Annotated in this window: 29 protein-coding genes and 7 pseudogenes; 21 read left to right on the top strand and 15 right to left on the bottom strand. The window is 47.4% G+C overall.

The features are described 5' to 3' along the window. Positions 1 to 436, top strand: a pseudogene (locus tag JCM17471_RS11125) (glycosyltransferase family 2 protein); the annotation flags it as partial. Between the two features lie 308 nt (positions 437 to 744). On the opposite strand, the pseudogene JCM17471_RS11120 reads toward JCM17471_RS11125, so the two are convergent. Next, positions 745 to 2653, bottom strand: a pseudogene (locus JCM17471_RS11120) (GTP-binding protein). Between the two features lie 20 nt (positions 2654 to 2673). Next, positions 2674 to 3000, bottom strand: a complete 327-nt coding sequence (locus JCM17471_RS11115) for an isochorismatase family protein (RefSeq protein ID WP_054777947.1) — start codon at positions 2998 to 3000, stop codon at positions 2674 to 2676. Between the two features lie 388 nt (positions 3001 to 3388). On the opposite strand from JCM17471_RS11115, the gene JCM17471_RS16665 reads away from it, so the two are divergent. From JCM17471_RS16665 to JCM17471_RS11105, 4 genes are all read left to right on the top strand, one after another. Continuing rightward, positions 3389 to 3466: an ATP-binding cassette domain-containing protein gene (locus JCM17471_RS16665; protein ID WP_225354279.1), complete on the top strand. Its 78-nt coding sequence runs from the start codon at positions 3389 to 3391 to the stop codon at positions 3464 to 3466. A 115-nt stretch (positions 3467 to 3581) separates the two neighbouring features. Further along, entirely contained in the window at positions 3582 to 3761 is a 180-nt protein-coding gene (locus JCM17471_RS15530; RefSeq protein ID WP_225354274.1) for a hypothetical protein, read from the top strand. Next, positions 3761 to 4096, top strand: coding sequence for an AAA family ATPase (locus tag JCM17471_RS15525; protein ID WP_225354273.1), 336 nt, complete (start codon positions 3761 to 3763; stop codon positions 4094 to 4096). The genes JCM17471_RS15530 and JCM17471_RS15525 overlap by 1 nt, the downstream gene beginning before the upstream one ends. 134 nt (positions 4097 to 4230) lie before the next feature. Next, on the top strand, positions 4231 to 4971 hold the full coding sequence (locus JCM17471_RS11105) for a hypothetical protein (RefSeq protein WP_054777946.1): 741 nt from the start codon (positions 4231 to 4233) through the stop codon (positions 4969 to 4971). Between the two features lie 414 nt (positions 4972 to 5385). On the opposite strand, the gene JCM17471_RS11100 is transcribed toward JCM17471_RS11105, so the two are convergent. After that, positions 5386 to 6270 carry an aldose 1-epimerase family protein gene (locus JCM17471_RS11100; protein WP_054777945.1) on the bottom strand — a complete coding sequence of 295 codons (885 nt, stop codon included), beginning with the start codon at positions 6268 to 6270 and terminating at the stop codon, positions 5386 to 5388. Between the two features lie 223 nt (positions 6271 to 6493). Between JCM17471_RS11100 and JCM17471_RS11095 the strand changes: the two genes are divergently transcribed. From JCM17471_RS11095 to JCM17471_RS11085, 3 genes and pseudogenes are all read left to right on the top strand, one after another. Further along, the gene (locus JCM17471_RS11095) at positions 6494 to 6925 is read left to right on the top strand and encodes a DUF3290 family protein (protein WP_054777944.1); all 432 of its coding nucleotides are present in this window, start codon (positions 6494 to 6496) and stop codon (positions 6923 to 6925) included. Positions 6926 to 6966: 41 nt separating this feature from the next. Further along, a pseudogene (locus JCM17471_RS11090) lies at positions 6967 to 7624 on the top strand (DUF421 domain-containing protein). 90 nt (positions 7625 to 7714) lie between these two features. Then, positions 7715 to 8374, top strand: coding sequence for an SDR family NAD(P)-dependent oxidoreductase (locus tag JCM17471_RS11085; RefSeq protein ID WP_054777943.1), 660 nt, complete (start codon positions 7715 to 7717; stop codon positions 8372 to 8374). Positions 8375 to 8528: 154 nt separating this feature from the next. On the opposite strand, the gene JCM17471_RS11080 is transcribed toward JCM17471_RS11085, so the two are convergent. From JCM17471_RS11080 to JCM17471_RS11060, 5 genes and pseudogenes are all read right to left on the bottom strand, one after another. Next, positions 8529 to 8918: a zinc-binding dehydrogenase gene (locus tag JCM17471_RS11080; protein ID WP_054777942.1), complete on the bottom strand. Its 390-nt coding sequence runs from the start codon at positions 8916 to 8918 to the stop codon at positions 8529 to 8531. Then, entirely contained in the window at positions 8915 to 9511 is a 597-nt protein-coding gene (locus JCM17471_RS11075; protein ID WP_054777941.1) for an alcohol dehydrogenase catalytic domain-containing protein, read from the bottom strand. The genes JCM17471_RS11080 and JCM17471_RS11075 overlap by 4 nt, the downstream gene beginning before the upstream one ends. A gap of 33 nt (positions 9512 to 9544) precedes the next feature. Beyond that, a pseudogene (yaaA, locus tag JCM17471_RS11070) lies at positions 9545 to 10306 on the bottom strand (peroxide stress protein YaaA). 45 nt (positions 10307 to 10351) lie between these two features. After that, entirely contained in the window at positions 10352 to 10687 is a 336-nt protein-coding gene (locus JCM17471_RS11065) for a hypothetical protein (protein ID WP_054777940.1), read from the bottom strand. Positions 10688 to 10853: 166 nt separating this feature from the next. Beyond that, positions 10854 to 11339 carry a hypothetical protein gene (locus JCM17471_RS11060; RefSeq protein WP_054777939.1) on the bottom strand — a complete coding sequence of 162 codons (486 nt, stop codon included), beginning with the start codon at positions 11337 to 11339 and terminating at the stop codon, positions 10854 to 10856. A 479-nt stretch (positions 11340 to 11818) separates the two neighbouring features. Between JCM17471_RS11060 and JCM17471_RS14215 the strand changes: the two genes are divergently transcribed. From JCM17471_RS14215 to JCM17471_RS16660, 4 genes are read left to right on the top strand one after another with little or no spacing between them, the layout of a single operon-like run. After that, entirely contained in the window at positions 11819 to 11959 is a 141-nt protein-coding gene (locus tag JCM17471_RS14215) for a hypothetical protein (RefSeq protein WP_156321693.1), read from the top strand. Next, the gene (locus JCM17471_RS11055; protein ID WP_054777938.1) at positions 11959 to 12990 is read left to right on the top strand and encodes a collagen-binding domain-containing protein; all 1032 of its coding nucleotides are present in this window, start codon (positions 11959 to 11961) and stop codon (positions 12988 to 12990) included. The genes JCM17471_RS14215 and JCM17471_RS11055 overlap by 1 nt, the downstream gene beginning before the upstream one ends. A 50-nt stretch (positions 12991 to 13040) precedes the next feature. Next, positions 13041 to 13841 (top strand): mucin-binding protein, encoded by an 801-nt coding sequence (locus tag JCM17471_RS11050; protein ID WP_500778364.1) that lies wholly within the window; start codon positions 13041 to 13043, stop codon positions 13839 to 13841. After that, positions 13760 to 14164, top strand: coding sequence for an LPXTG cell wall anchor domain-containing protein (locus tag JCM17471_RS16660; protein WP_082395312.1), 405 nt, complete (start codon positions 13760 to 13762; stop codon positions 14162 to 14164). Before JCM17471_RS11050 ends, JCM17471_RS16660 begins: the two co-directional genes overlap by 82 nt. Before the next feature lie 46 nt (positions 14165 to 14210). Here JCM17471_RS16660 and JCM17471_RS11045 read toward each other — a convergent pair whose 3' ends face one another. Genes JCM17471_RS11045 through JCM17471_RS11035 form a run of 3 tightly spaced genes read right to left on the bottom strand, consistent with a single transcriptional unit; the run spans position 14211 to position 16304 of the window. Continuing rightward, positions 14211 to 15188, bottom strand: coding sequence for an aldo/keto reductase (locus tag JCM17471_RS11045; RefSeq protein ID WP_054777936.1), 978 nt, complete (start codon positions 15186 to 15188; stop codon positions 14211 to 14213). Between the two features lie 33 nt (positions 15189 to 15221). Then, positions 15222 to 15770 (bottom strand): TetR/AcrR family transcriptional regulator, encoded by a 549-nt coding sequence (locus JCM17471_RS11040; protein WP_054777935.1) that lies wholly within the window; start codon positions 15768 to 15770, stop codon positions 15222 to 15224. A gap of 48 nt (positions 15771 to 15818) precedes the next feature. Further along, positions 15819 to 16304 (bottom strand): MarR family winged helix-turn-helix transcriptional regulator, encoded by a 486-nt coding sequence (locus JCM17471_RS11035; RefSeq protein WP_054777934.1) that lies wholly within the window; start codon positions 16302 to 16304, stop codon positions 15819 to 15821. 135 nt (positions 16305 to 16439) lie between these two features. On the opposite strand from JCM17471_RS11035, the gene JCM17471_RS15515 reads away from it, so the two are divergent. Next, on the top strand, positions 16440 to 16742 hold the full coding sequence (locus JCM17471_RS15515; RefSeq protein WP_225354272.1) for an MDR/zinc-dependent alcohol dehydrogenase-like family protein: 303 nt from the start codon (positions 16440 to 16442) through the stop codon (positions 16740 to 16742). After that, entirely contained in the window at positions 16703 to 17380 is a 678-nt protein-coding gene (locus tag JCM17471_RS11030; RefSeq protein ID WP_225354271.1) for a quinone oxidoreductase family protein, read from the top strand. The genes JCM17471_RS15515 and JCM17471_RS11030 overlap by 40 nt, the downstream gene beginning before the upstream one ends. A 316-nt stretch (positions 17381 to 17696) precedes the next feature. On the opposite strand, the pseudogene JCM17471_RS11025 reads toward JCM17471_RS11030, so the two are convergent. The 3 genes and pseudogenes from JCM17471_RS11025 to JCM17471_RS11020 all read right to left on the bottom strand — a co-directional run bounded on the left by JCM17471_RS11025 (position 17697) and on the right by JCM17471_RS11020 (position 19442). Then, positions 17697 to 18712 (bottom strand): annotated as a pseudogene (locus JCM17471_RS11025) (zinc-binding alcohol dehydrogenase family protein). 83 nt (positions 18713 to 18795) lie between these two features. Then, on the bottom strand, positions 18796 to 18963 hold the full coding sequence (locus JCM17471_RS13555; protein ID WP_263849493.1) for a hypothetical protein: 168 nt from the start codon (positions 18961 to 18963) through the stop codon (positions 18796 to 18798). A gap of 56 nt (positions 18964 to 19019) precedes the next feature. Continuing rightward, the gene (locus tag JCM17471_RS11020) at positions 19020 to 19442 is read right to left on the bottom strand and encodes a metal-dependent transcriptional regulator (protein ID WP_054777933.1); all 423 of its coding nucleotides are present in this window, start codon (positions 19440 to 19442) and stop codon (positions 19020 to 19022) included. A gap of 104 nt (positions 19443 to 19546) precedes the next feature. Between JCM17471_RS11020 and JCM17471_RS11015 the strand changes: the two are divergent. From JCM17471_RS11015 to map, 7 genes and pseudogenes are all read left to right on the top strand, one after another. Then, positions 19547 to 21132: pseudogene (locus tag JCM17471_RS11015) on the top strand (Nramp family divalent metal transporter). An 11-nt stretch (positions 21133 to 21143) separates the two neighbouring features. Next, positions 21144 to 21566 carry a universal stress protein gene (locus JCM17471_RS11010; protein ID WP_054777932.1) on the top strand — a complete coding sequence of 141 codons (423 nt, stop codon included), beginning with the start codon at positions 21144 to 21146 and terminating at the stop codon, positions 21564 to 21566. Between the two features lie 259 nt (positions 21567 to 21825). Next, the gene (locus JCM17471_RS11005; RefSeq protein ID WP_054777931.1) at positions 21826 to 22389 is read left to right on the top strand and encodes a cadmium resistance transporter; all 564 of its coding nucleotides are present in this window, start codon (positions 21826 to 21828) and stop codon (positions 22387 to 22389) included. Between the two features lie 57 nt (positions 22390 to 22446). After that, positions 22447 to 22773, top strand: a complete 327-nt coding sequence (locus tag JCM17471_RS11000) for an ArsR/SmtB family transcription factor (RefSeq protein WP_054777930.1) — start codon at positions 22447 to 22449, stop codon at positions 22771 to 22773. 26 nt (positions 22774 to 22799) lie between these two features. Beyond that, the gene (locus JCM17471_RS10995; RefSeq protein WP_054777929.1) at positions 22800 to 23141 is read left to right on the top strand and encodes a hypothetical protein; all 342 of its coding nucleotides are present in this window, start codon (positions 22800 to 22802) and stop codon (positions 23139 to 23141) included. Further along, positions 23141 to 23611, top strand: a complete 471-nt coding sequence (locus JCM17471_RS10990) for a hypothetical protein (RefSeq protein WP_054777928.1) — start codon at positions 23141 to 23143, stop codon at positions 23609 to 23611. Before JCM17471_RS10995 ends, JCM17471_RS10990 begins: the two co-directional genes overlap by 1 nt. A 135-nt stretch (positions 23612 to 23746) precedes the next feature. Beyond that, positions 23747 to 24579: pseudogene (gene map / locus JCM17471_RS10985) on the top strand (type I methionyl aminopeptidase). A gap of 555 nt (positions 24580 to 25134) precedes the next feature. On the opposite strand, the gene JCM17471_RS10980 reads toward map, so the two are convergent. Then, positions 25135 to 26091 (bottom strand): GH25 family lysozyme, encoded by a 957-nt coding sequence (locus JCM17471_RS10980; protein WP_054777927.1) that lies wholly within the window; start codon positions 26089 to 26091, stop codon positions 25135 to 25137. Positions 26092 to 26108 lie beyond the last annotated feature (17 nt).

The raw sequence follows: 26108 nt of genomic DNA, 5'->3' as shown, positions 1-26108 counted from the left end.
GCAAGTGGTGGCAGCGATTCTTGAAATGAGTGAACGCAATCGATTCTCCAAGGGGATCTTTGGCTGGATTGGGTTTAACGCCAAATATCTGCCATATGCCAACGTGGAGCGACAGCATGGTGAAACATCGTGGTCCTTCACCAGTCTGTTCAAATACTCACTGGATGGGATTATCGATTTCTCAGATGCGCCATTGGCCTTTGTTTCCTGGCTTGGGGGTATCAGCGCTTTGGGTGCCTTGATTGCCTTGATTTTCATCGTGATTCGGGCCGCTATCTATGGTGATCCGACAGCGGGTTGGCCATCCATGGTATCGATTTTCCTACTCATCGGTGGCTTACAGCTTCTTGCGATTGGAATCTTGGGCCGCTATATCGGCCGTATTTACTTGGAAGTGAAGCGGCGACCGATGTACATTGCCCGGGAAATTAAATAAACTAATCACCAACAGTTGCTATAACTCTACGGGTAGCAGTTGAACAAAAAGCCCCTTTAGTTTTACTTTGTTAAAATACATCTGTAAATTATAGTCAAATCTTCACGACGCTAATCATTACCACTTGAATTTTCATTTCATAACTGTTCAACTCATAAATACATGAAGTGCCCCATAGCTGTTAGACAATCAAGCCTAACAATTATGGGGCACTTCACTCAGACGATGACTCTTTTTAATTTCAACACGTGTTGCGCCCGAAATGTAAATCCGTCAGATAAAATCTGCACAGCAATATTATACTCTCTTTAAGAATCGAAATACGCCACATGCGCGGCTTCTGGCACTTGATTCCACGCCACGGGATAGCCAGCACCGTGGGCACAGAATACGGAATCGGGTGTGTTGGCGACGTCGCCAGTGGGATTGTACGCGCGGCTTTCAATCACTTCTTCCGCATTGTGACACGGTTGATAGCCGGCCACGACGAGTTCCAATTGGCCTTGCCCATGCGTATAGGCTTGCACCTCACGCGCATAATCCTGCATCTCAGACACCGGCGCCGTACCAGTCAGCACCGCATTTGAGGCAGTTGTCTCTGGTGCATCAAATTGGCCGCTCATCCGCTGTACGTCTGTCATCGCGCGCCCGATTTGATCAGGCGCCACCACCAAGCGGAATTGATACCACGGCTCCAACAACTGCGCAGTATCCGTCACTTTGGCCATCATCAGGCCCTGGCGCAAGGCGCGCCACGTGGCTTCACGGAAATCACCACCGACTGAGTGCACATTGTTGGCTCGGCCATTGACCAGTGTGACCCGCATATCCGTGATGGGTGACCCCGTCAGCACACCCAAATGCTCTTTGGCACCCAGCTGCTCAGCACTTGGTGTTGCCAGTTTTTTCCCAACACGTCCACGGGCACGTCGGCATCAAATGTCAATCCGCTGCCCACCGCTGCCGGTTGGAGTAACAGATGTACTTCCGCATAGTGGCGCAGGGGTTCAAAATGCCCAACGCCCTCAATGGGTGCCGTGATGGTTTCTTTGTACAGAATACTCCCCTCACCAAACGCGACATCCAAATCAAAGCGCGTCAGCAGCAGTTGTTGCAACACTTCGAGTTGAATCGGGCCCATAATCTGCACTCGCAGTTCCTGCAGCTGGCTGGACCACATCACATGTAATTGTGGATCTTCATCTTCTAATTGCCGCAACGCTGCCAAGCAGGCATGGATATCATTATCTTTAGGATCCAACGCATAGTTCAACACCGGCTGCATGAACGGTGCTTTTGCATCCGCCAATGCACCCAACCCTTGTCCCGGATAGGTCGCTTCTAAACCAGGAATGACGCAGATCTGTCCCGCCATTACATTTGGCACCACGGTATATTTCTCACCGTTATATTGCCGCAACTGATTGATTTTTGGTCAGGTAAAATCATGGCCTTGGTCGCTAATTCACCGCCCGTGACCCGAACCCAAGTCAATCGTTCACCCTTGTCATCGTGCGAGATTTTGAAAACCCGCGCCCCAAACTCGGCTTCACCTGTGGCTTCATTGGTCCAACGGTTGAATCCGGCTAAAAGTCATCAACCCCGTCCAGCTTGAGCGCGGCACCAAAATAAACGGGGAAAACTTGGCGTCGTTGAATCATGCGTCGAATCGTGGCATCGGGCAGCTCCCCCTGAGCCAAATAGTCATCCAGCACTGCTTCATTCTGAAGCGCGACTTCTTCTGTCATGGTCTCTACTTCTAAGATACCCGGCGATAAGACCGCTTGTAGTTGTTCCAGCACCGCGGTCTTATCGACGCCCGGTGCGTCCATTTTGTTCACAAAACAAAAGTGGGCACCTGATAGCGCTCGAGTAAGTGCCACAGGGTCTGCGTGTAGCCCTGAATCCCATCTGTGGCGGCCACAACCAGAATCGCGTAATCCAGTACCGACAGCACTTGTTCCGTCTGACTGGCAAAATCCACGTGTCCTGGGGTGTCGAGCAGTGTAATGGCTAAGTCCTGGTACTGCAGATTAGCCTGATGCGAAAAATCGTGATGCCGCGCTGTTTTTCCAGTACATCTGAATCCAAAAACGCATCGCCATTATCAACGCGACCCAACTGTCTTAGCTCGCCACTGCGATACAACAATGCCTCTGACAGCGTGGTCTTACCCGCGTCAACGTGCGCCACAATGCCTGTTACAATATGTTTCACAATAATTGTCCTCTATTCATCTAAAACGTGACTAAGTGATGATCCCAAATCCGTTCGTAGTGCGTCACCATCACGGGAACGGGAATCAGATCATCTTCTTCCGTTGAGGTCATGTGGTGCTTCATCACAATCGGATAGCCACGGTCAAATGCCGCCTTGATGGTCGTGTCCACGCAAAACTGGGTTTCCGCGCCACAAATTTCGAGTTCATCCACGGTCAAATCATCTAATGTCTGTTGCAGCACCGTTTTGTGGAATGAATCAGGGTGCGTCTTGTCGACATAATGATCGGTATCTCGATGGTCGAGCCCTGCCACCAATTGCCAGGCGTCCGTGTTCTTTTCCATGCCGGGTTCTTGATGCCGAATAAAATAATCGGTTGCTGTTGTTGTCGGAATGCCGCAATCCGCTGATTCACGCGAGTCAGTAAGCTCGCCGCATCGATTAACGGCCCCACACCATTTTGGAGATCAATCACTAATAATGCGCGCGTCATCTGAATCCCCCCCTTGGAATCATAATTTGTTATCATTATAGCGTATTCGCCAGTCATTCGTGCAGCACTCAAGAATCGAGGCCCAATCATGCAATATATCGAATCGTTCACCTTGCCCGATGAACATGCGGAATGGAAATTCTTCATCGACCAAAAGAGCAAAGCATTCACAACATACTATCCCTTTCAGTTGTTTCCCAACAAACATCTAACCAATCTACCTTTGAACCGGTCACGATTTGTATGGTGATAATGGTTCAGGAAAGTCGACGCTCCTCAACATCATCGCGGAAAAATTAAAACTTAACCCGCGGTAGTCTCTATAACCGTTCCAGCTTTTATGAAGACTATCTTGAACTGTGCGATTATCAGCTCAGACAGCCGATTCCTTCTGACTCAGCGATTGTTACGAGCGACGATGTATTCGACGCCATGCTCCATGTTCGTGCCCTCAATCAAAATATTGACGATACGCGAACCGATATGTTCAAAGATTATCTCACCACCAAGTTCAGTGATTTCCACTATCACAATATGGCTGATTACGACAAACTCAAGAAGGTGCTCGATGTCCGCCGCAAACGCAATCTCGCTATGTACGCGAGAATCTGATGGCCAATGCGCGTGAATGGTCCAACGGTGAAAGTGCGATGCAGTTCTTTGACCAGAAGCTGCAAGACAATCATCTCTACTTGCTGGATGAACCTGAAAATTCACTTTCACCACAACATCAACAAGAGCTTGCCCAATTATTGACGGATAGTGCGCGTTTCTTTGGGTGCCAGTTCATTATTGCGACCCATTCACCGTTTGTCCTCGCGATGCCACACGCTAAGGTCTATGATTTGGATGCAACACCTGTGGTTGCTAAACCTTGGCAAGCCCTGCCTGCAATACAAGTCTATGCGGCTTTCTTTGCGCAACATCGCGATGAATTCGAACAATAATCATTTTTCAGCCAAAAAGCGATCAAATTATATTTTGCTTGACGTCAAGGTTTTTGAAGTTTAGAGTTTGATTTGTTGAACGCATGCACAACCATTGCGATGACGATCGCGACTACAATCAAGGGAGAGTCATGATGAAACATTATTTTGGTAGCAGTAAAGTGAAGTTAGGGTTAGTTTTGGGCGCAGCAGTACTGGGTATCGGCTTGAGCAGTGTCACAAGCAATACGGTGTCGGCCGCTAATTACGGCTGGACGCAAATGCATAAGGCAGCCGATGGTTACTACAGCACTATGGTAAACGATAGCACTGGGAGCTACTCGAAAGTCCTACTCAAGGTGGTCAATCAAAACAACGGTCAAACCATCTATACCCACCAATTTGTCGAAGAGCTTGATTATAATAATCTTGGTGACCACTACGATAAAGATACCATTCCATACGGCTACCAATTCGTCTCTGTTGCCGGTAATGCAAGCCACGTATTAAAGGACTCTGATGCCTTTATTTATGATGATCAAATTCTCATTCGTCCAATTTTCGCTGACGAAACGGTTGTCGTTTACGTGAAGCCAACCGGCCAAGCGATTCCAACAGCACCTAAGCCTTCCGCTAACCAGACCGGTGTCATCACCGTCAACTACGTCAAAGGCTATGGGATCCAGGTCTACCACGCAAATGGGACCAACTATAACGTTAAGGGCGGTAAGAACAGTAGCACCGTAAAATACAGTGGCGCTGCTGGTGCCAAGAAGTTACAACACGGTTCTGCATGGAAAGTCTATGGCACTAAAACCATCAAGGGGATGAAGATGTACTCCTTGGGTGGCGACCAATACTTCCAAGCAAAGTACACCATCTTCCGTGGAATTTAAATAAATTAATAAGGCATCTGTGCCAACCTACAAAGGTTATGGCACAGATGCCTTATTTTTGAATCAAACGCGTTCATTCACACTGCCTGTTCCGCCTAACCGGACTAGCATCAATCGTTAAAACCACGATTGCTTTGCTAGTCCCGTTAGTGCTCGCAAGTGTTGTCAGCTAATCGCGTTCCAAAAGGTAGAAAATTCCGGCTAACAGAGAAGTGTGCGACCTCGCGCTCAGCAACTGAGCACCAGCATAGGTTCGTTTAATTGGCAGTCTCTGCCAATAACGAACCAAGCTGGGCGCAAGTTGTTGCGAGTTCAATCACGTTAATGGATTGTTTCAAATCCTAAGTTCGGGATTTATCACCAATCCACATTAGTCCTCATTCTCTAAACACCTTTTGTCACAGCTTCTCTCTTTTAGATCAAATCAATTTGATAGTGCATTTGCTTTTGATCACGTGCCTTAACGGTCACATTGCCTTCCTTATGGAACAAGTCAGTTGGATCACCGAATTTGTCAGGCAGGCCATTGAATGGTTCCACACAGATGAATGGCGCATTCTTGTGTTCAGGACTCCAGAGTGTGACATAAGGGAAATCGTTCACTTGCAAGGTCACACTGTGCTTTTGATTAGGTGAGCTCAGCGTCACACTTTGAATTTCAGGATTGTCCAAGATAATCAGCCCATCATCCAAAAGGGCATGTGTGAGTGGAATCTTATTGCCATCTGCGGCAGCCAGTTCGGATACGTCACCGTTCCGAAATGGTACGGGATCGATATCAAATTGCTTGATGGCGCCGTCAACAGGAGTAACGGTTACACTGTAATCATCGAAGTCACCGGCATCGTTCAACGCCACTTGGAACCCAGGGTGTGAGCCCAATGAGAAGGCAAAGTCTTGCTTATCCACGTTCTTGACGGTATAAGCCACATCCAAACCCTTCTTGCTCAAGCTGTAGGTCACTAACAGTTCGAAGTCGAATGGGAACATGGTGCGCGTCTCATCGTTGGACTTTAAGCTGAAGGTCGCACTCGATTTGTCCTGCTTCACAATGGTGAATGGAAAATCACGCGCGAACCCGTGTTGGTGCATCGGATAGAGCTGGCCATCGATTGAATATTGGTCATCATTGGACTTCCCGATAGATGGGAAAAGAATGGGTGCGTGACGGCCCCAGAATCCGCGGCCCTTATCAGACCACATGAATTCATAGTCATCCTTGCGGTTCACTAAACTTTGGAGCTCAGCCCCCATCTCACTGATGGTTGCGCGAAACTTACCGTTCTCAATGGTTAACATATGATTACCCTCTTCTTGGTTTACTCGTCGGCGATGAAACGGTCTATCACCCACGTTTAAAAAACGCTGTCATTACTTCTTTATCATGAAACTATTACGCGCACTTTTCAAGTTATTTCGTGTCACTGTCACGCAATCTAAAATAGACCAGTGACAAATTTCGACATCACGCTCTATCATTAAGTATACTAATAGCAATACGAAATCACTGGAGGTCGCTGCCATGCTACTCACCGTCTTTTATCCTTACCAATATCTATTGCGCCAACCCAACTGGCAATCAACACTACGCTATGTGCTGATTTTTGCCGGGGCCCTCGCCATTATCATCAATGTCATCTATACCTTGCGCCATCGCGACGTCACCAAATATCGTGATTTGTTGGTCATCATTGTCATCGCTGTGCTTTTGACGATTGGCATTCAGGTCGTCGATTTGCAGCAGAATCAGAGTGCATCGCGTAACTCCTTAGCCGCGGCGAATCTGCTCACATCGATTGCCAAAACCAAGAAGATTTCGCCCAAACGCCTGGCTGCGAATTCCACCAGCGTTTATACGGGCATGCTGATTCAATTTGATCATGATAACGACAAGACCTACACCGTCATCATCGATACCGATGGCGCGTCCTATCAGCTCAAGCATACCAATTAATCGACCGTAACAGTCAGTACGTGCAATAGGAGGTGCCAGACATGCTGCAAGGACTCTATCTCAATACCGCACTCAAATTACTCATGGGGTTTATCACTTTTGTGGTCCAGATTCAGCTGGCCGGCAAAGGGAATTTGGCGCCCAGCACCATTGTCGATCAGATGCAAAACTTTGTGCTTGGGGGCATTATCGGGGGCGTCATCTACAATCAAGACATCTCCCTCCTCCAGTTTTTCAATGTGCTCCTGATCTGGACATTGATTGTGCTGTCGTCCAAGTACCTGACCAACCACCATCCGCTGATCAAAAATGGATTGATGGCACGCCCGTTTTGGTGGTTCATCACGGTCAAGTCTTGGTCGATAACGCGACCAAGGCAGGCATCTCGGCTAACGATCTCTCCTACAAATGCGGACGAGTGGTGTCGCCGATATTCGCGAAGTGGAACGTGCCATTCTGGAATTGAACGGCCAGCTCACCATTGTGAAACGAGGCGATACCAGCATCAAATTCCCACTCGTATTGGATGGTCAAATCGCATTCGATACGCTGGAAGACATCCACAAAGACGAGGACTGGTTGCGCCGCGAATTGGCCGAACAGGGCTATGAACCAGAGAATGTCTATATGGCCAATTACCTCGATGATCGCGTCGTGGTGGCCGCTTATGCGCGCGGCCGCAGCTTACCCAAGAAATAGCCGTCACACCGCCGTGCGAAACCAATTAATTTATTTTGTGGCACTTGGCGCTACAATGACCGCAACAAATCAAATGTTGGGGTGAGACAAATGGCAAATAAGGTATTAGCAATTTATGGTGTTGGTAAATCTGGTCTGGGTCAGGCATTGGGTGAAGTCTTTGGCAAGCAAGGGTATACTGTCGCGTTGCTCGAACGCGATCAGGATCATCTGAAGCAGGTGCAATCAGCGCTTGAGGCTGAAGGCATCACCGCTTCTGCAGTGCCTGTCGATCTTTCAAACTTCGACAGCGTCACACAATCCGTAGAAGCAATCGCTAAGCTCGGTGACCTGGATACCGTGATTTTTAACGCGACAATGCGGCGCAAGGGCCGGCCAAGCACCTTCACAGGCGCGGACATCATGCAGGATTTGACGGTCAATGTCGGCAGCGCCGTTCAAATCGCTAACCAAACCGTGCCATTGCTCAAGGAAACCAAGGGAGCCATCTTGTTCACCAACAGTGTCGTGGCTTCCAAGCCAGGCACAACAGATACGTCGCAGTCCATGGGTAAGGCAGCCGTGCACAATTTTGCCCTTTCGCTCAACAAGGACCTTCAAAAAGATGGCGTGTTCGCTGGCTTAGTTAACATCTGGACTTACATTCGTGAAGGTAATGATGGCAAGCAAAATCCTACCACCATCGCCCAAGCATTCTACGATCAAGCCACACAACGCACAGAGCCTGAATTGATTTACGGCAAGCGGTAATTTAACAACACAAAATGGGGCTGTGACGAAAGACGCGTTGAGAATGAGGATTAATTCCTATTAACCGGAATTCTCAGTCTTTTGAAACGCGATTAATCTAACGTGTTCGGAAATTGGAAAAGGGGTTGCGACAAAAATTTGTCGCAACCCCTTTTTATTGCACTTTCACACTGATTTTGCCTTGCGCTGTGCCAGCCTTAACCGCCACCATGGCCGCCTTGACGTCTTGCATCGGTACCAGCCAATCAACGGGCGCCACTAATTCATGGTGCATCACCATCGTGGCTAATGACTCAGCCATGATGGCCAAATCGTGAATCTGTGCGCCGTTATCCGAGCGATAAACACCACCCAGCGCGATACGCGCAATCGTCAGCGCGCGACCATCCAAATCAAGGCCTTCGGGAATGCCATCGCCAACGACCAAAATCTGACCATTATAGGCCATTCGGTCGATGTCGGGGGCAATTTCCTGCTGGCCGATGGTATTGAGACTCAGATCAACGCCCAATTGATTTGTCGTCTCTAAGACGCGTTCGGTCACGTTTCTACATGATAATCGATAATCACATCAGCGCCGGCTTGCGTAACCAGCTCCCGTTTGCGGGCCGAGGTCGTCGCAATCACGGTCAAGCCTAATTTCTTTGCCAGCTGAATACCGATGAACCCGACGTTACCGCCGCCCGCGTGAATCAGGATAGTCTGTTTGCCCACCAAATTAGCCTTGCGGTACAGCGCTTGATACGCGGTCATCGCAGAGCACAGAATCGCCGATGCCTGTTCATCGCTCATCGTATCAGGCACATGGCCCACACCGCGAAAATCCGTGGCCGCAAATTCTGCTAGGCTGCCGTCATGCCGCAAATCACCATGGTAAAAGACCCGATCGCCGATATTGAAGCCACTGGTTTGTTCTCCCAGCGCGACAACCTCACCGACCGCGTCAATCCCGACCGTATGCGGATATTGCCAACTATCAATCCCATTCTCAATCACCTTATAGTCCACTGGGTTGAGTCCAACGACGTGCATTTTAACCAGTAGTTCCGTGGCCGTTATCTGGGGTTCGGGTACCTCGGCCAACACCAAATCCTCAATCGTGCGATTAGCTGCACTTTGCACTTGCCATGCTTTCATTCAATTGTCCTCTTTTTTCAATTTTAATGTCTGTCAGTATAACGCAAACTCATCGTTAATTATCGATAAAACCAGCTTGTCGTCGCTCGATAATGCCGCCTGATAGTGATAATTGAGCCGATCAAACATCCGCAGCTCGTCCAACGTGGTCACGTTATTTTCGGCCATGAAGCGCACCATCTCGCCACGGGCCATCTTGGCCAATGTCGCCCGCGTTTTCACTTTGCCATCCACTAGACTACCGAACACAATATCGATGAAAACATCGCTCGGTTGCAGGTACTTTTGAATTGTCTTGGCATATTCCTGTGACGCCAAATTGATGATGGGCTCCCCTGCATTGTTTAGCGCGGTGTAGAGCTTATCGCCCCAATAGGCGTAAAGATTGTCCGCATCACCCACGCGCAGTTTAGCCTGCATTTCCAACCGATAAGGCACCACACCATCAAAGGGCCGCAAGATGCCATAGAACCCTGAGAGAATACGCAGATGGGCTTGCACATAGGCCAACGCGGCCGCCGTGAACACATCAGGTGCCATGTACTGATACTGAATCCCCGAATAGGCAATCAACGCCGGCGTCACTTGGTGGGTCAAATCGAGCCTCTCCAAACGCGCTTGATTGAGTCGCGTCACTTGTCGTTAGTGTGCCACAGAGTTTGTAATTCATCATAGGTGGCGCGTTGCAGTGTCTGCGCGATTTCCGCGGTCTCAGTCATATACTTTGGCTGACTCAACACGGCAAAACTATCCGCATCCACCTTCATTTTTGGCGGGAGAAATAATAATCTTCATTCAGGTGCGCCTCTCGATCATTTGATTGCAGCAATGGCCGCATAGTTATCTGCCCATGGAAATGTATGTTGCGCTTGAATCTCTTGTGCACTCAGCATCGATAGCAACGGCATTTTTCGCGTGTGTCCAAAAATAATAGCCTTGCGGCACCGAGAAACGGTCGAACTGCGCTTGCAAGGTGGTGCGCGGTATCATCTCGATTGTGGCCATCCGCAAGATTGGAATCGCGAGCCCGCCCGATGGCTGAAAATAATCAATGAGCTCATGATAGTCATCCTGTTGCACCGTCATGCCGATCTGTGCGAGTTTTGCAGCATCTGCTTGAATCGCTGTATCACACTTGATAAACAGTTCAATACCGCCATTTTGCCCGTTGTGCATACAAAGGCTTGGAAGGCATCCTTGAAGAAACGCTTGCGATACTCGATTTGTTTGTGCCCCTGCTTAATCGCCGTCACATTCTCTGGGTGTAACGATATCATGAGCGTTGGCATGAGTGGATTGATTAGGTCGCCTATCATCATTGTATGTCTCCCCCCTGATTTAGTTAGTCGCGGTTGAACAGTCGCGTCATTAACTTCTGGCCGCGCCGCCGACCCATGCGATAGCGCACGTGGACAACGCCCAACGCAATCATCACAAGATCCAGGCCAATCGATAGCCACACACTCGCAGCAGGCCACCATTGATCCAGCATCGTGCCCGTCACCACAATCCCATTCAGAATGCCGGCCAGCGCAATGTAAAACCAGGCCGTTGCGCGATTAAAGAAGCGCAATAACTCATCTGACTCTTCTTCCTGGTCGACACGATCGCGTAGAATCTGAATACCGCGCTGTTTTTCTTTTGAAATCTTAAGTGGTGGCAGCAGCCAATACCATGGCGATACTGGCGGATAAGCCACATCGGTGCCTCTAAACTTGTCGATGACTCGTTTTTGTTCAGAGAGTTCCAACACACCTTGATAGAGCGGGTAGAAATACAGCATCCAACCGCCAATAAAGGCCAATACAACATAAATCTGTTCACGCATCTGTGCATCTCCTCCACATCGAACAATTACATCAATAATTGCCAAAAAGATGGGGATTGTCCAGTTTTTTGATGAGAATACGCAAAGTGGTCGATGATACGGAAAAATCTCTGACCAAGTCAGAGATTTTTACTTGCGATTAATTTCAAAAAATTATTTTCCCCTTTTCAAACATTTGACATTGAATTTCATTCTCCGCTCAAAACAATTATTCAAAGATATTTTTGTATCCCAACCATGACAGTCACTATAGCTTATATTCTTTAGTAGATATTTAAAAGCGGCAATGACTGTCAAGCAATTGTTTCTTTTACTTTTTGAAATAATAACTAACGCTAAATTCGTTCTAAAATTTATGTTGATAATAAAAACAACTTATTGTAAAGTGGTACTCGTTTGGTGTGTTTAGCATGATTAAATTTGAAACAATGTTTTTTGCAAACACATCTAGAATTGGGGGAACTTTACATGAGAGAAAAATGAATTACAAACGTTTATTTGTCGCGGGCACCGTTTTACTGGCTACCGCTGGGCCACTGATGGCAACGCAGGTACCGGTGCGAGCGGCAGAAACGACACAGAAAAAACAGTGCCAAATGTTCTACCCACAGGTGCAATAATGCCTGCTGGCTATGATCTTACCGTGAACCCAGACGGCAGTTGGAAATTAACACCACCACAAGCATCTGAAAGTGTCACCATACCAACACTTGATTCAGCCTATCTGTCAAATCAAGAAACTATTAATAATAACCCACAAGCATTGTTAACTTATCTCAACAACTTTGGTATGACCGTATTTTCAGGCTCAACATTACAAGGGCAAGGCGCATACGATGGCAGTTTGGCAACGGGATCAGATTTACAACTAGCTCCCGGTGGTGGATTACATCTGAAATCAATCCACAATCAGAATTATTCTGCGTTACTCAATGGCGATATTATTCTATCTCCCATAGAGGGAACTCCAATTTCCAGCGATTCTCCGATATATTTTACTGAAAATCACGGATTTGTCGGTAAAGGCACAATCACCTGGGAACTAATCAATCATATCAATGGCGGCACCTTCAAAGCGTTCACGCTACCAACATCTGCCCAGAATTGGACGAGCTACTTCCGATCCATTCACACAGCATTGAATGGTTTATCACACTACTTTTCACAAAAATCGACCGCTGCAGCGCAAGCGAAAGTAACTGCCCAAGCAAACGGAAATTTTATCCTGCCACTCTCTCAAGCAATGTATGACGAACCAACCCATACTTATTATTTTGCCGTCAGCAGTACGGCCGACTTGGAAGATCATACAATCGAATTTACTGGCCAAGCAGAAGTGCCTGACGCAAAAGTTGTCGTTAACTTCATTAATGATAACGACAAGAATACCGATAATACAGACATAGATACAAATCTTGCCAAGGGTCAATCGCTTAATAGCACTACCAATGTCAATTCGAGCAATATCATTCTCAATTTGCCAGACAACACCACTGTTAACATGAGTGATACCTCAAATAGTTATAATGGCGTACGCATATTAGCTCCTAGTGCCGTCATCGTTAAGCATGATGCCATCTTTAGCGGTAGCGCCAACATCTACGGTGGTAAATCAGAAAACCCATTCCACGACCAAATGGAAAAAAGATAACCGTTCATTTCATCGATGATACTGACAAACAACCGCTACCTCCAGATTTAGTGATGACCGCACATGAAGGGTTACTGGATGATTTAAAAAACACTGTGTCATCCACGATTAAAGATTTCGAATCAAAGGGTTATCGTCTTGTGACAGATGAAACGTCAAAGCTAGACGAGAATAGCCAGCTTGACGGTCTCTATAATGTGCATTTGGAGCATGCGACAGAAGTTCGTCCATCAGCAGCAGTAAAAGTAATTACACAAACCATCAACTATATCTCGTCTATTGACCGTAAAGTATTGCACGATCCTTATCGTAACCAAATTGAATTTAGGAGAGCAGATACTATTGATCTTGTAAACAAAGAAGTGATTAATCACACTTGGTCAAAAGAAAGCGACAATTTTGCTGCAGTGGATGTCCCCCAGATTACCGGCTTTACTCGCAAAATCGATAACATTCCCTCCGTATCAGTGACTCCTGATTCTCAGAATATTGTCAAAAATGTGGCCTTTACACCAAAAATGACGAGAATGGGGCCACAACTAACCCCGTTGAGCCTGGCGATAATGGTGACAACACAACATCCGGTGAGACCCACCAGCCTGGCGATAATGGTGACAACACAACATCCGATGAGACTCACCAGCCTGGCGATAATGGTGACAACACAACATCCGGTGAGACTCACCAGCCTGGCGATAATGGTGACAACACAACATCCGGTGAGACCCACCAGCCTGATGATGATACATCTACGCCAACCAAACCTGGCATCGTTCAGGATCCCGTCGCACCATTCAATCCAGAACATCCTAATCAGCCAACACACAATGGCAAACCAACCAAACCAGTAACCAACCAAACTAACCACGATGCGACAAAACCAAGTACCGATACGGGCAGCAATCATATTGCCGCTCATCAAACTGGTCAAAATAAGCCGGCTACTTCTACCACTGGCACGCAATCAATCCCAAAGAACGATGCAAGTAACACTCACAGCACCGCTACTCAGCAACAAGCACAATCGAGCACGAAAGCATCTGCTGACAAGTCAAACACGGCACGCTTGCCACAAGCAGGAGATGCCACTCATAGCGGGCTTGTCGCTGCCGGGATTGCATTAATTACATTAATCGCTGCCGGATGGTACAGCCTCCGCAAATTGAGCCGCTAAACAAAAAAAGAGATGACCGATAATCGGTCATCTCTTTTTTTCAGAATTACCAGAGGTATTCCACTGGATTCTTGATATAGGTATCATAAACATCTTTAACAACAGCCATTTGTGCGTCTGTCAGCGCTGGTAAAGCAGCCGCTTCCGCGTTGGCTGTGATCTGAGCCGGCTTACTTGCGCCAGGAATCACGGCGGACACGGCGTCGTACATCAAAATATAACGCAGTGCCACAGCAGCCAAATCGTCCGTTCCCAAACGTTGCTTGAGTTCATCGGCAGCCTTCACACCTGTTGCGTAGTCCACACCAGAGAAGGTCTCACCCTTATCAAAGGCCTCCCCGTGACGATTGTAAGACCGGTGATCGTCTTTACCGAATTGTGTGTTCGCGGTGTACTTACCGCTCAACAAGCCACTCGCTAGTGGCACCCGAGCCAGAATACCGACATTGGCCGCCTGTGCTTCAGCAAAGAACTGTTCAGCCGGACGCAGCCGGAACATGTTAAAAATAATTTCGACAGCGGAAATATCGAATTGCAATGCCTTCATAGCTTCTTCGACCCGTTCGACACTGACACCATAGTTTTGAATCTTCCCGGCTTTTTTCAAGTCGTCTAAGGTCTCAAAAACGGTTGGATCATAGTAGACGCTGGTTGGTGGGCAGTGCAACAGTACGAGGTCCAAGCTATCGACATCCATATTGCGCAGTGAGCTGTCGACAAACTGCGTCAAATTGGCCTTGGAGTAACTTTCTGCCGTATGTGGTTCTAACTTGCGACCCATTTTGGTTGAATAATGCACATCTGGGTGGCGCTTGATGAATTGCCCAACGGCGTGTTCACTCTGGCCATCCTGATAAATATCAGCGGTATCAAAGTAATTCACGCCCGATGCATAAGCCGCTTCAAGTGTGTCGAGTGCGTCCTGTTCATCAAATGGATCGCCCCACTTGGAGCCTAATTGCCAAGTACCGAGTGATACTTCACTGATTTTGAAACCAGTCTTACCTAATGTTCGAAATTCCATTCTGTTTCCCCCTCAATAACTTCTCAATCTATGTTAGTCATTTCTCAAGCTTGGTTCAACCAAGCGCCAAATGGCCTCAAAGTCAGCTTGGGATTGTGGCCCCCAAGACTTGGCAAACACCGGCGTCGTGAATTGCGCAAATGCCGAGATAAGCGCCCGCACCTGCACCTCGTCATCAGTGCCGAGCGCTTGTTTGAGGCTGGCGACGAGATCCCCCACATGAATGGCGAGCACATCCTCATTGGCGTCAATGTATTCCGTGTAGAGCGTGAACATGGTCGGATCGTCCTTGTACGCGTTCATCTTGCCTTGCGCCAAATCCCACAACCAATCGTGGGCAATCGCCGCTTTTGAGGTGTATCCGGTTGTGTCGAATGGAAAAATATCACGCAAAATCGCATCGAGCCAACGCAATGATAGGGAAGTCCACAGATCACGCTTGTTCTTAAAGTATTTGTATAAGGCGGCGTGACTGATTCCCAGTTGACTGCCGACATCGGCGAGCGTGACGCCATCCACGCCCTTTTGCTCAACCAGTTCAGCCGCTGTATCCAAAATTACCGTTCTTGTTATTTTTGTCATAGCGTCATTATACACCTCAAAATTACATGTCGCTCATTTTGTAACCAATCAATCCAAGTGCTCCCTGGCATCCATGAGGTCATTCAAGAAGTGCGTGACAAGCGTCAAATCCGCATCGGAATACCGTGTCAAAACCGCGTCATAGTTCTGTTGCTGGCGGCGATGAAGTTCATCATGCAGCTGGCCGATTTCTTGGCCCATGGATGTTGTTCGCAGCACAACCGCCTTCTTATTAGTCGGCGTATGGAACTTCTCAATCAGCTTCTGTTTGGCCAAACGATCGACGTAGCGCGATAACATGCCCTGTGATAAGTCTGACTCTTCCTGAATTGCCTTGAATGGCACCGCGGCATCCGCCCGCGCCAAGACAGTCAGAATCATCAGTTCGGAATGCGTGAAGTGCTTGGACTTACCGACAAGGTCCGCCACAGCTGGTGTCTGTGCATGTGCCGCTAACCATGCACGCTCAGGATCTTCATCAGCTTCATTGCGAATGCGCGCAATCACTTGTTGTAATTCATCTGTTTTTTTCATTTTTAATTACCTGTAATATATTTGTTGACTTTCTCAATTTTAGGTTCTATACTCAGTTTACATTACCGGTAATTAAAATTCAATCAAAATCACAACTAACAGATTTATCACAGCGAATAAAAAGGAGCACTCACTATGAAAGCAATTATCGTTCGAGATTTTACGACAGGTCCCAGATTTGAAACAGATTTCAGCACCCCAACGCCAACAGATAACGAAGCATTAATTCACGTCACCGCATCATCCCTTTCGAACCGGGCACGATCCGGTGCAATGGGCGCACACTACAGTTCAAACGGCAAACTGCCGATGATTCCTGGCGTTGACGGCATCGGCACCTTGGTAGACGGGCAGAAGTTTACTTCATCAGCGAAGGTAGTTTTGCCGAAGAAGTCGCTGTGCCAAAGGGCCACTGGGTACCCGTTCCCGCCGGTTTAGATGACGCTAAGCTGGCCGGGATGATGAATCCCGCACTTTCCTCTTGGATGGCCTTGAAGTACCGGGCCGATTTTCAACCCGGGCAGAAAGTCATGATTCTCGGCGCCACAGGTAACGCCGGCGCCCTCGCCGTCCAAATCGCACATCGCATGGGCGCATCTGAAGTGATTGCCGTTGCCCGTAACACACAAAAACTTCAGGCACTCACACAACTAGGCGCGACCCAACTCGTTGATTTGAGCGGTGATCCCGAAACCGTCAAAGCCGATCTGGCCAAAGCTGGCAGTGATGTCGATATCATCCTCGACTACTTGTGGGGCGATGTCAGTGCCAACGCCATGCGAGCCATCATTCCTAATCGCCACGATGATGAGCAATTATTGAAATGGGTTGAAATCGGCAGTTCCGCTGGCCAAACCGCACCCATCCCCGGTGCCGCCTTCCGCGCGGTCACACTGGAATTAATCGGTTCCGGCCAAGGTTCAGTGGCCCCTAAATATATTTTGCAATCACTCGCTGAAATTCTCGCGGCGGAAGCAGAAACACCTTTCACCTTCACTATCCACCAATTACCCCTCAGTGATTTTGAGGAAGGTTGGCAAGATCGCGGGTCTGGCCGTATCGTCTTTACAATGTAAAAATAAGAAGTTGTGACAAAAGGCGCCTTGAGAATGAGGATTCACAGAGATTGATGCTAAAGCCCGAACTTAGGCTTTGAATCAATCCATTAACGTGTTTGAACTCGCAACAACTTGCGCCCAGCTTGGTTCGTTATTGGCATAAACGCCAATAACGAACCTATGCTGGTGCTCAGTTGCTAAGCGCGAGTTCGCACACTTCTTTGTTAACCGGAATTCTCAGTCTTTTGTAACAGGATTAATCTATTTTGTTTGGAAATTGAAACAGGGGGTGTGACAAAACTACGTTTTGTCACACCCCCTCATTAGTGAACCATTAGTTAAAGCCGCCGCTCACCACGACTTTACCAATCATCCGATCAGCCTCAACATCCGCATGTGCTTGGCGAATCGTATCAGCTCTGATGCCGTGATAGGTCTTACTCAGCGTTGATTTGAGCACGCCCGCATCAAACAGTTCAGCCATCAATTGTAGCGCTTGGCCCTGTGTTTCGATGTGATACTGATAGTTAGCCTTAGCGAACATGAACTCCCAGTCGAAGCTGGCACTCTTATTCTTGATTTTGGACATCGGTAAATCTTCTGTCGATTCAACGATTGACGCAATGTGGCCAAATGGTGCCACGAGTTCGGCCGCCCGATCAAAGTGTCGTTCTGTTGAATGCAGCAAAATGATATATGGCACATAATCAAAGCCCAAATCATGCACTTGGTCGACATAGTTCTCACGGTGATTGACGACAAAATCGGCACCCATCGCTTTGACCTGTGCAATGGTTTCTGGTCGTGACGCTGAGGCAATCACCGTCATCCCGATCCACTTGGCGAGTTGAATGAGAATCGATCCCACACCACCAGCGCCATTGATAATCAATAAGGTCTTGCCATATTCCGCATTGGCTTCTGGAATCAGGTGGAGCTTGTCAAACAACAACTCATAGGCCGTCAGACTGGTTAATGGCATCGCGGCCGCCTGCTCATCACTCATTTTTGAGGTGCGAGGCTCACCAGTCGTTCATCGACTAACTGGAATTCTTCATCACTCCCCGAACGGTTCACAGCGCCAGCATAATACACGCGATCGCCGACCTTAAACTTGGTCACCTCATCGCCCACTTCCGCCACGGTGCCGACTGCATCCCAGCCAATCACCTTAGCCGCTTCCTGAAGTGGCGTAGTCTGGCGAATTTTGGTATCAACCGGATTCACCGATGTCGCTTTGACCGCAACCAAAATATCGCGACCTTGTGCGCTTGGTTTTGCCAGTTCAAGATCTTGCAATGCCTTTGGATCTGACAGCGGTAAGCCTTGATAGAAGCCAACTGCCTTCATTGTTTCTGTCATCATCGTCCACTCCTTGCTTGTGTCTTCTTCTCCATGGTAGTCATGTCACCCACCAGACGCAAGAAATGGAGTCACGACTTACACACAAATCGGTGTGTGCACAAAATATCTTGTGCCATAGTCGCATCCAAAATATACTGCTTACCCGTTGCTTCAGCCTCACAGACCAGCGGCGTCGTCTGAACCACATCAAGCGCCGCATTGAGTGGTATTCCCAACTTATCCAAATAATTCAGCATGGTTGCTGATTCCACAAAACTGACAATGGTAAAAGTACTGTCAGCCTTAACATCGATTAACCGATTAAATGCCGGTTCTCAAGTTTCAATGGCATAATCGGATGTCCGAATGGATTTAACTCAGGATGGCCTAAATAAATGTCCAGCTGTGCCGCAAAATCCTCATCAATATCGCCCATATTCCACGCCAGCTCTGGTATGAGCGGCAATGGGTAGTGCAACATCCGATCGAGCCAAACCTCTAGCAAATAGTAGTGGCGCATGAGTACCGTTGCCGTCGCAAACCCATACGGCGTTAGTGCGACGGTACCATAGATGTGCCGTGTGATAAGTTTGGCTGTCACTAAATTTGCAATCGCCTCACTCACCGATCCTGGTGCAATGTGCAGTTCATCCGAAATCGCCTTGTTCCTTGTTGTACCAGTGATTTGACTGCATTCAAAAATAGCTTTCAAATAATTATCCCGACTGTTCCGCACCCAATCCCCCCAAAAATATTCAGGTAATCCTAATTTACCCCTTTTCATCAACAAAGTTTAGCGTATAATAAGCGTTGGTTCAAGATAAAAAGGAGGAGTTATTTATGGACAAAGGTATCAAGAACCCTAAGCAACGGCATAAGTTGATTCAATATGCTAACGGCCGTTCCTTAGAGGAAATCAACGGGACAGTTAAGGTACCCAAAAATATTAGTTTCTGGAAGGCCTTATTTATGTATTCGGGTCCAGGCGCACTGTTGCGGTTGGGTATATGGATCCGGGTAACTGGTCAACATCAATCACCGGTGGACAAAACTTTCAATACATGTTGATGTCCGTCATCTTAATCTCAAGCTTAATTGCGATGTTACTGCAATACATGGCTGCTAAGCTTGGTATCGTAAGTCAGATGGACTTGGCGCAGGCGATTCGGGCCCGTACCAGTAAAACGTTGGGAATCGTTTTATGGATTTTGACCGAATTAGCCATCATGGCAACCGATATCGCTGAAGTTATCGGTGCCGCGATTGCGTTATATCTCTTATTCCACATTCCACTCGTCATCGCGGTCTTCATTACCGTGTTCGATGTCTTGCTCTTATTATTACTGACAAAAATTGGTTTCCGTAAAATCGAAGCGATTGTTGTCTGCTTGATTCTTGTCATTTTATTCGTCTTTGTTTACCAAGTTGCCTTATCTAACCCTGATTGGAAGGGTGTCTTATTCGGGCTCATTCCTTCTGCTAAGGTGATGGCAAGCTCACCATCCGTTAACGGCATGTCCCCACTGAGCGGTTCCCTCGGGATTATCGGGGCGACAGTTATGCCCCATAACTTATACTTACACTCAGCGATTTCACAAACTCGTGAAATCAACCATCACGATGAAGAAGACGTGGCACGTACCGTTCGTTTCTCAACATGGGATTCTAACATTCAATTAACCGCCGCTTTCTTCGTCAACGCGCTTTTACTTATCATGGGTGTCGCCGTCTTCAAGAGTGGTGCTGTGAAGGATCCATCATTCTTCGGTTTGTTTGAAGCGTTATCCGATACTTCCACCTTGAGCAATGGTGTGCTGATTGCCGTTGCCAAATCCGGGATTCTCTCCACCCTGTTTGCGGTTGCCTTGTTGGCCTCTGGTCAGAACTCAACCATCACGGGGACACTGACTGGGCAAGTCATCATGGAAGGTTTCGTGCACATGAAGATGCCAATCTGGGCGCGGCGTTTGATCACCCGGTTAATCTCCGTTATCCCAGTGCTCATCTGTGTCATGATGACCAGCGGTAAGAGTGCCGTCGACGAACATACGGCGCTGAACAATCTGATGAACAACTCACAAGTCTTCTTGGCCTTCGCCTTACCATTCTCCATGCTGCCACTATTGATGATGACCGACAGCAAGGTCGAAATGGGTGAACGCTTTAAGAACACACTTTGGGTCAAAATTGCTGGTTGGGTTTCCGTTGTCGGCTTAACCTTCCTGAACATGAAGGGATTGCCTGACTCAATCACCGCCTTCTTTGGCGATAATCCTAGTGCCAGCCAAGTCTCAATTGCACACACCATTGCGTACATCTTAATTGCTGCTGTCATGGCATTGCTCGCGTGGACGGTTTACGACCTCTACCGCGGGAACCAACGCTATGCCAAGCACTTACAAGATCTCGCAGACGCTGAAGATTAGGAGGCCACACAATGGATGCACAATTAAAACGAATTTTGGTCGGTGTTGATGACTCAGAAGATGCCTTAATGGCCTTCGACTATGCAATCAACCTAGCATTGAAGGATAACGCCGAATTAGTCATCGTCTCTGTCTTAGAAAATGACGAAATGAATGTTTTTCAAGCCTTGGATAAAGATTATGTCCACGGTGAACGCGATGCGCTTGAAAAACACATCTTAGATTTCAAACAGCAAGCACAAACTAAAGGTGTGAAGAACGTGCAAGCAATCGTGGCGGAAGGCGACCCTGGCGAAACCATCGTTCGAGAAGTCATTCCTGCTGTACAGCCTGATCTCCTCGTTATCGGGGCACGTGCTAAGCAAGGTGTCTTTGGTAGTCAGGCCGCTTACATGGCCAAAAACGCACCTGTATCAGTTACCGTGGTCCGCTAAGTGAATTGAAGCTGTGTCAAGAAGTTGTGACAAAAGACGCTTTGAGAATGAGGATTAACAGGAATTCTCAGTCTTTTGGAACACGATTAATCTATTTTGTTCGAAAATTGAAACAGAGGGTGTGATAAAACGTAGTTTTGTCACACCCTCTGTTTTTTGCGCTCAGTTAGTCTTTTCACTTTCATTTACAGATGAAAACGTGTAGTATACATGTTGTAATCAACATATGTTTATTCATTCATGTATTGGAGGCTTTATTGTGAACTATGGCGTACTCGCACTCACCTTCCTCAGTGTGAACCTGGATTTCTTTTTCATGCTGATCTTTCTATTAAAGAAGTATTCACTGCCCAAAGTCATGCTGGGATACCTATTAGGTAACCTGATTCTGTTGACGGCGAGTTATTTCATCGGGCAAATTCTGGCCGCATTCTTACCCGAATGGATTCTGGGTATTCTCGGAATTTTACCCATCTATATGGCCTTTCGTGATGACGATGACGACGACGATACCAAGACACATCGGTCACCCGTTCTCAGCGTCTTAATCACCTATCTATCGGTCTGTGCCGGCTGTAACCTGTCGATTTTCTTACCCGTTCTGGTCGGCGAGACCATGAGTAATTTCCTTATCACCCTGCTGTTCATCGGCGTTCTCACAGTCCTCGTTGTCTTTGTTATCAAATGGGTGGCAGATATACCAAGTGTCTCGAAACTCATGACGGATCACGGCGAAAAGCTGATGAAGATCTGTTATGTCTTAATTGGCCTCTATGTTTTCTGGGACAGCGGCTTGATTAGTCACATCCTGAGTTGGATTTAATTCTTCCCTGTAAACGCTGTATAATAGAGATTAAAACCAGCAGAGAAGGATAACCCGATGGATAATATCGAATTAATTGATCAGCAGCATCTGCAAGAATCCGAGCGTATCTTCAAACTCCTGAGCAATCCCAATCGACTACAGATGCTCAAGGCGCTTGAAGGCCATGAACTGAACGTCAGTCAGATTGGTGAGCTCCTACAACTCGAACAATCTGTCGTCTCACATCAGTTGGCAATTCTGAAAAAGCATCAACTCGTGAGCGCGAAAAAAGTGGGCAAATCTAGCTATTATATGCTGGACGACCCCCATATCTTAGATGTCATCAATGAGATGCTCGAACACGCCGATCACGTGGTACGCGGCAAGCATCACGGTGAATGAAACCCGCTTATCTCTAAGGAGCAACAATGAAGACAACACTGGCAGCATTCTTAGCCCAATTCAGCACCGGCGACAGCTTGATTCAAACACATGCAATAAATACCCAGCAAACGCACATCTTTCAAGATGAGCAGGCCATCAATGGTGTTGTCACTTGGTGGACAAATAACTTCCATCCAACAGCACTCTATTTTGCGGTCCTGATTCGACCTGGTCACAAGGCTTTGAATCCAACGGTGCTGCAGTTTGTCAAAGACATCGCACAAGCCATGAATTTGTCGCATCTCGTCATCCGTGAATATGCGCCAGTGAGTCCATTTGTCAGTTGGCTACTCACACAAATTTCATCGAACTGCGCCGCACGGTGATGCCAACACTAACTTTGGCCACTACACCGACAACCAACGCGGGTGCGACGGCCTTGAGTTTCAATCAATTATCTGCAAGTCAAAGGCAGCAACTACTCACGATGAGTTATGCCCGCTACCAGACATTGCACGCGCGCAATCCTGTCATGGCCTACAATGAATCAACTTGGCAATCCACAGCCTTTACGGACCTCATCCCCGATGCCCCATTACTCATTTGGCAGAACAACAGGATTCAAGCTTATTGTCTGGTTTACGAAGATGGACCTTCATTGGCAGCTTGGGGCTGGATGGGTGGCTCAAACGCTGCGTTGCTTGCACTCCAACAAGAACAGATCAGCTCGCTACAATCACGATACACAACACTTCAAGGTGAATTTGATAGTACCGATTCTATCGCTGATCAGACCCGGCAACACTGGCCGTTTGCACCGGCACCAGTAGCCATCACCTATCTTGCACCATGTTGAGTCAGGAATTGCCAGACGCATTAACCGTTTTTCAGTAAATGTGGTAGAGTATTACTGGATGTAGAAAAAATTGTGAACGGCTTTTTCTACAAATTGCGCTGTTACTCAGAACATTTGATAGGAGACATTAATTTAATGATTACACTCAAATCAGAACGTGAAATCGAAGGCATGCGTGAATCCGGTAAGGTTTTGGCCGGTGTTCACTTAGGTCTGCGTGACATGATCAAGCCAGGTATTTCCGCTTATGATATCGAAAAATTCGCCAACGACTATATCATCGAACACGGTGCGACCCCTTCTGAAAAGGGATTCGAAGGCTACAAATATGCGACCTGTGTCGACGTGAACGACGAAGTAGCACATGGGACACCACGTAAGGACTTAATCCTCAAAAAGGGCGATATCGTCAAGGTTGACATGACCGTTAACAAGAACGGCTACGAAAGTGATTCTTGCTGGAGTTACGCCGTGGGTGACGTGACCAAGGAGACCCAAGATCTGATGGATGTCACCAAGAAGGCGTTATACCTCGGCATCGCACAAAGTGTCGTCGGCAAGCGTTTAGGTGATATCGGTTTTGCGATTCAAGACTTCACTGAAAACAAGCACGATTACGGCGATGTTCGCGAATTAATCGGTCACGGCATTCAGCCAACCATGCACGAAAAGCCTGATGTCATGCATTACGGTGAAAAAGGTGAAGGGTTACGGCTCAAGGCCGGCATGACCATCACTATTGAACCCATGATTAATGAAGGCACTTGGAAGATTAAGGATCACCAATTAAAGACAAAAACGATCCTTGGGTATACTACGTGTCAGCGGATGGCAGCTGGTCATCACAGTATGAACACACACTCGCCATCACCAATGACGGTCCTGTTATCTTAACATCACAAGATCCTGAAGAAGATGCTGAATTATTGTCCTGGGCACAACAATACATCAAGGACAATAACTACTAATTCAAGAGAAAAAGCCGTGACAAAAGGCGGTTTGAGAATGAGGATTAACGGGGATTGCTTCAAATCCTGTTTTTAGGATTTGAAGCAATCCATTAACGTGTTTGAACTCGCAACAACTTGCGCCCAGCTTGGTTCGTTATTGGCATAAAACGCCAATAAAACGAACCTATGCTGTTGCTCAGTTGCTGGGCGCGAGTTCGCACACTTCTCTGTTAACCGGAATTCTCAGCCTTTTGGAACGCGATTAAGCAATAATGTTAGCAATAAAAAATAAGGTTGTGGCTTCCCGCATAGGAAGTCACAACCTTATTTTTGTTTAAACGTGCTCAGTCACACTGCCTGCTCCGCCTAACAATACTAGCGACAATTGCATAAACCGCAATTGTTTCGCTAGTTCCGTTAGTGCTCACAGCCAAACCGTGTGCCTTCGCACTCTTAATTACAACACCGCTTTTGAAGAGATCCATTGGTTGCCGCCGAGATTATACCAGACAGCACCTGCCCATGCCGCAACACCGGTCACTTGCCAACGAGTACCACTCGCAAGTGTCTTGATTACCTTTGTTGAACCAAACCGTTAACGAGTTGACCTGATGTTTTGGTTGTCACCGTCTTAGGTTGAATCAAACCGTATTGCCCGTAAGGCTTGCTGGTGTAGGTTGCTTGAATCCATTGGTCGCCGCCCAGATTGTACCAGCGTTGTTGATTAATCACAGCTTCACCGAGAACACGCCAACTGGTTCCGGTCTTCAAGTAACGGCCTGTCGCATACTTACTTGTTCCCAAACCTTGCCACAGCGCAATGCCGTAGTTTGGCTTGTATTGAATTGTCACCGTCTTTGCGGTAGGTGCCTGAGTCACAGAAGAATTCTTTTGTGTGAAAATTCCTGTGAAATCATAACTCATATCGACACTCTTACCAGCATAATTGCTGGTATATTGCCAAGCCGCTGCGTTATCAACTTGTGGCATGTTAGCACTATAGTTAGCCACCCAGATTGGGTAGTTCAGTGGCAATTTCTTGGCCCAGAACCATGAAGCCATGGAATAGGTCACTTGATTGTGGTAACCCCAGCTCGCTAATTGCTTCTGGAATGTCACCGTATCTGCATATGGCGTCTTCAAGCCATTATCTTCAACATCGGCCACCATCACAGTGTCGGTCCCCAAGCCAGCATTCTTAGCTGCCTGAGCAAATTGATTGGCCTCACTACGCGCACTTGCAGCACCATTATAACGGGCGAAGTGATACAGGCTCACCTTCATGCCTGCAGCCTTAGCGGAAGCAATCTGCTTGTTTGCCTTAGGATTGATGTAACCACCACCCTCGGTCAACTTAACAACAACACCAGCAACTTGATCGGTTGCCAAATTCTTAAAATACACCACGTCATCAGGTTGATAGCTGGCGACGTCGGCAAATTTGGTTGCCGCCGAAACATTAGCGGCCCCACTCAGCGCAAACATCAGCACGCCTAATAAACTGATCCAAAAACTTTTCCGAAATTTCAAAGTATTACCCCTCAGTA

Origin of the sequence: Lacticaseibacillus saniviri JCM 17471 = DSM 24301 (assembly GCF_001311785.1) — a bacterium.
Taxonomy (GTDB): Bacteria; Bacillota; Bacilli; order Lactobacillales; family Lactobacillaceae; genus Lacticaseibacillus; species Lacticaseibacillus saniviri.
Note: the sequence above shows the minus strand (reverse complement) of the source record. Positions and strands in the feature narration are given on the sequence as shown.

Bases quoted from the DNA above. Each gene is read 5' to 3' on its own strand.
- JCM17471_RS11115 (WP_054777947.1), bottom strand. From the start codon at position 3,000: ATGGAAAAGAACACGGACGCCTGGCAATTGGTGGCAGGGCTCGACCAT.
- JCM17471_RS15530 (WP_225354274.1), top strand. From the start codon at position 3,582: ATGCTCCATGTTCGTGCCCTCAATCAAAATATTGACGATACGCGAACC.
- JCM17471_RS15525 (WP_225354273.1), top strand. From the start codon at position 3,761: ATGGCCAATGCGCGTGAATGGTCCAACGGTGAAAGTGCGATGCAGTTC.
- JCM17471_RS11105 (WP_054777946.1), top strand. From the start codon at position 4,231: ATGAAACATTATTTTGGTAGCAGTAAAGTGAAGTTAGGGTTAGTTTTG.
- JCM17471_RS11100 (WP_054777945.1), bottom strand. From the start codon at position 6,270: ATGTTAACCATTGAGAACGGTAAGTTTCGCGCAACCATCAGTGAGATG.
- JCM17471_RS11095 (WP_054777944.1), top strand. From the start codon at position 6,494: ATGCTACTCACCGTCTTTTATCCTTACCAATATCTATTGCGCCAACCC.
- JCM17471_RS11085 (WP_054777943.1), top strand. From the start codon at position 7,715: ATGGCAAATAAGGTATTAGCAATTTATGGTGTTGGTAAATCTGGTCTG.
- JCM17471_RS11075 (WP_054777941.1), bottom strand. From the start codon at position 9,511: ATGAAAGCATGGCAAGTGCAAAGTGCAGCTAATCGCACGATTGAGGAT.
- JCM17471_RS11065 (WP_054777940.1), bottom strand. From the start codon at position 10,687: ATGCACAACGGGCAAAATGGCGGTATTGAACTGTTTATCAAGTGTGAT.
- JCM17471_RS11060 (WP_054777939.1), bottom strand. From the start codon at position 11,339: ATGCGTGAACAGATTTATGTTGTATTGGCCTTTATTGGCGGTTGGATG.
- JCM17471_RS14215 (WP_156321693.1), top strand. From the start codon at position 11,819: ATGAATTACAAACGTTTATTTGTCGCGGGCACCGTTTTACTGGCTACC.
- JCM17471_RS11055 (WP_054777938.1), top strand. From the start codon at position 11,959: ATGCCTGCTGGCTATGATCTTACCGTGAACCCAGACGGCAGTTGGAAA.
- JCM17471_RS11045 (WP_054777936.1), bottom strand. From the start codon at position 15,188: ATGGAATTTCGAACATTAGGTAAGACTGGTTTCAAAATCAGTGAAGTA.
- JCM17471_RS11040 (WP_054777935.1), bottom strand. From the start codon at position 15,770: ATGACAAAAATAACAAGAACGGTAATTTTGGATACAGCGGCTGAACTG.
- JCM17471_RS11035 (WP_054777934.1), bottom strand. From the start codon at position 16,304: ATGAAAAAAACAGATGAATTACAACAAGTGATTGCGCGCATTCGCAAT.
- JCM17471_RS15515 (WP_225354272.1), top strand. From the start codon at position 16,440: ATGAAAGCAATTATCGTTCGAGATTTTACGACAGGTCCCAGATTTGAA.
- JCM17471_RS13555 (WP_263849493.1), bottom strand. From the start codon at position 18,963: ATGCTGAATTATTTGGATAAGTTGGGAATACCACTCAATGCGGCGCTT.
- JCM17471_RS11010 (WP_054777932.1), top strand. From the start codon at position 21,144: ATGGATGCACAATTAAAACGAATTTTGGTCGGTGTTGATGACTCAGAA.
- JCM17471_RS11000 (WP_054777930.1), top strand. From the start codon at position 22,447: ATGGATAATATCGAATTAATTGATCAGCAGCATCTGCAAGAATCCGAG.
- JCM17471_RS10995 (WP_054777929.1), top strand. From the start codon at position 22,800: ATGAAGACAACACTGGCAGCATTCTTAGCCCAATTCAGCACCGGCGAC.
- JCM17471_RS10990 (WP_054777928.1), top strand. From the start codon at position 23,141: ATGCCAACACTAACTTTGGCCACTACACCGACAACCAACGCGGGTGCG.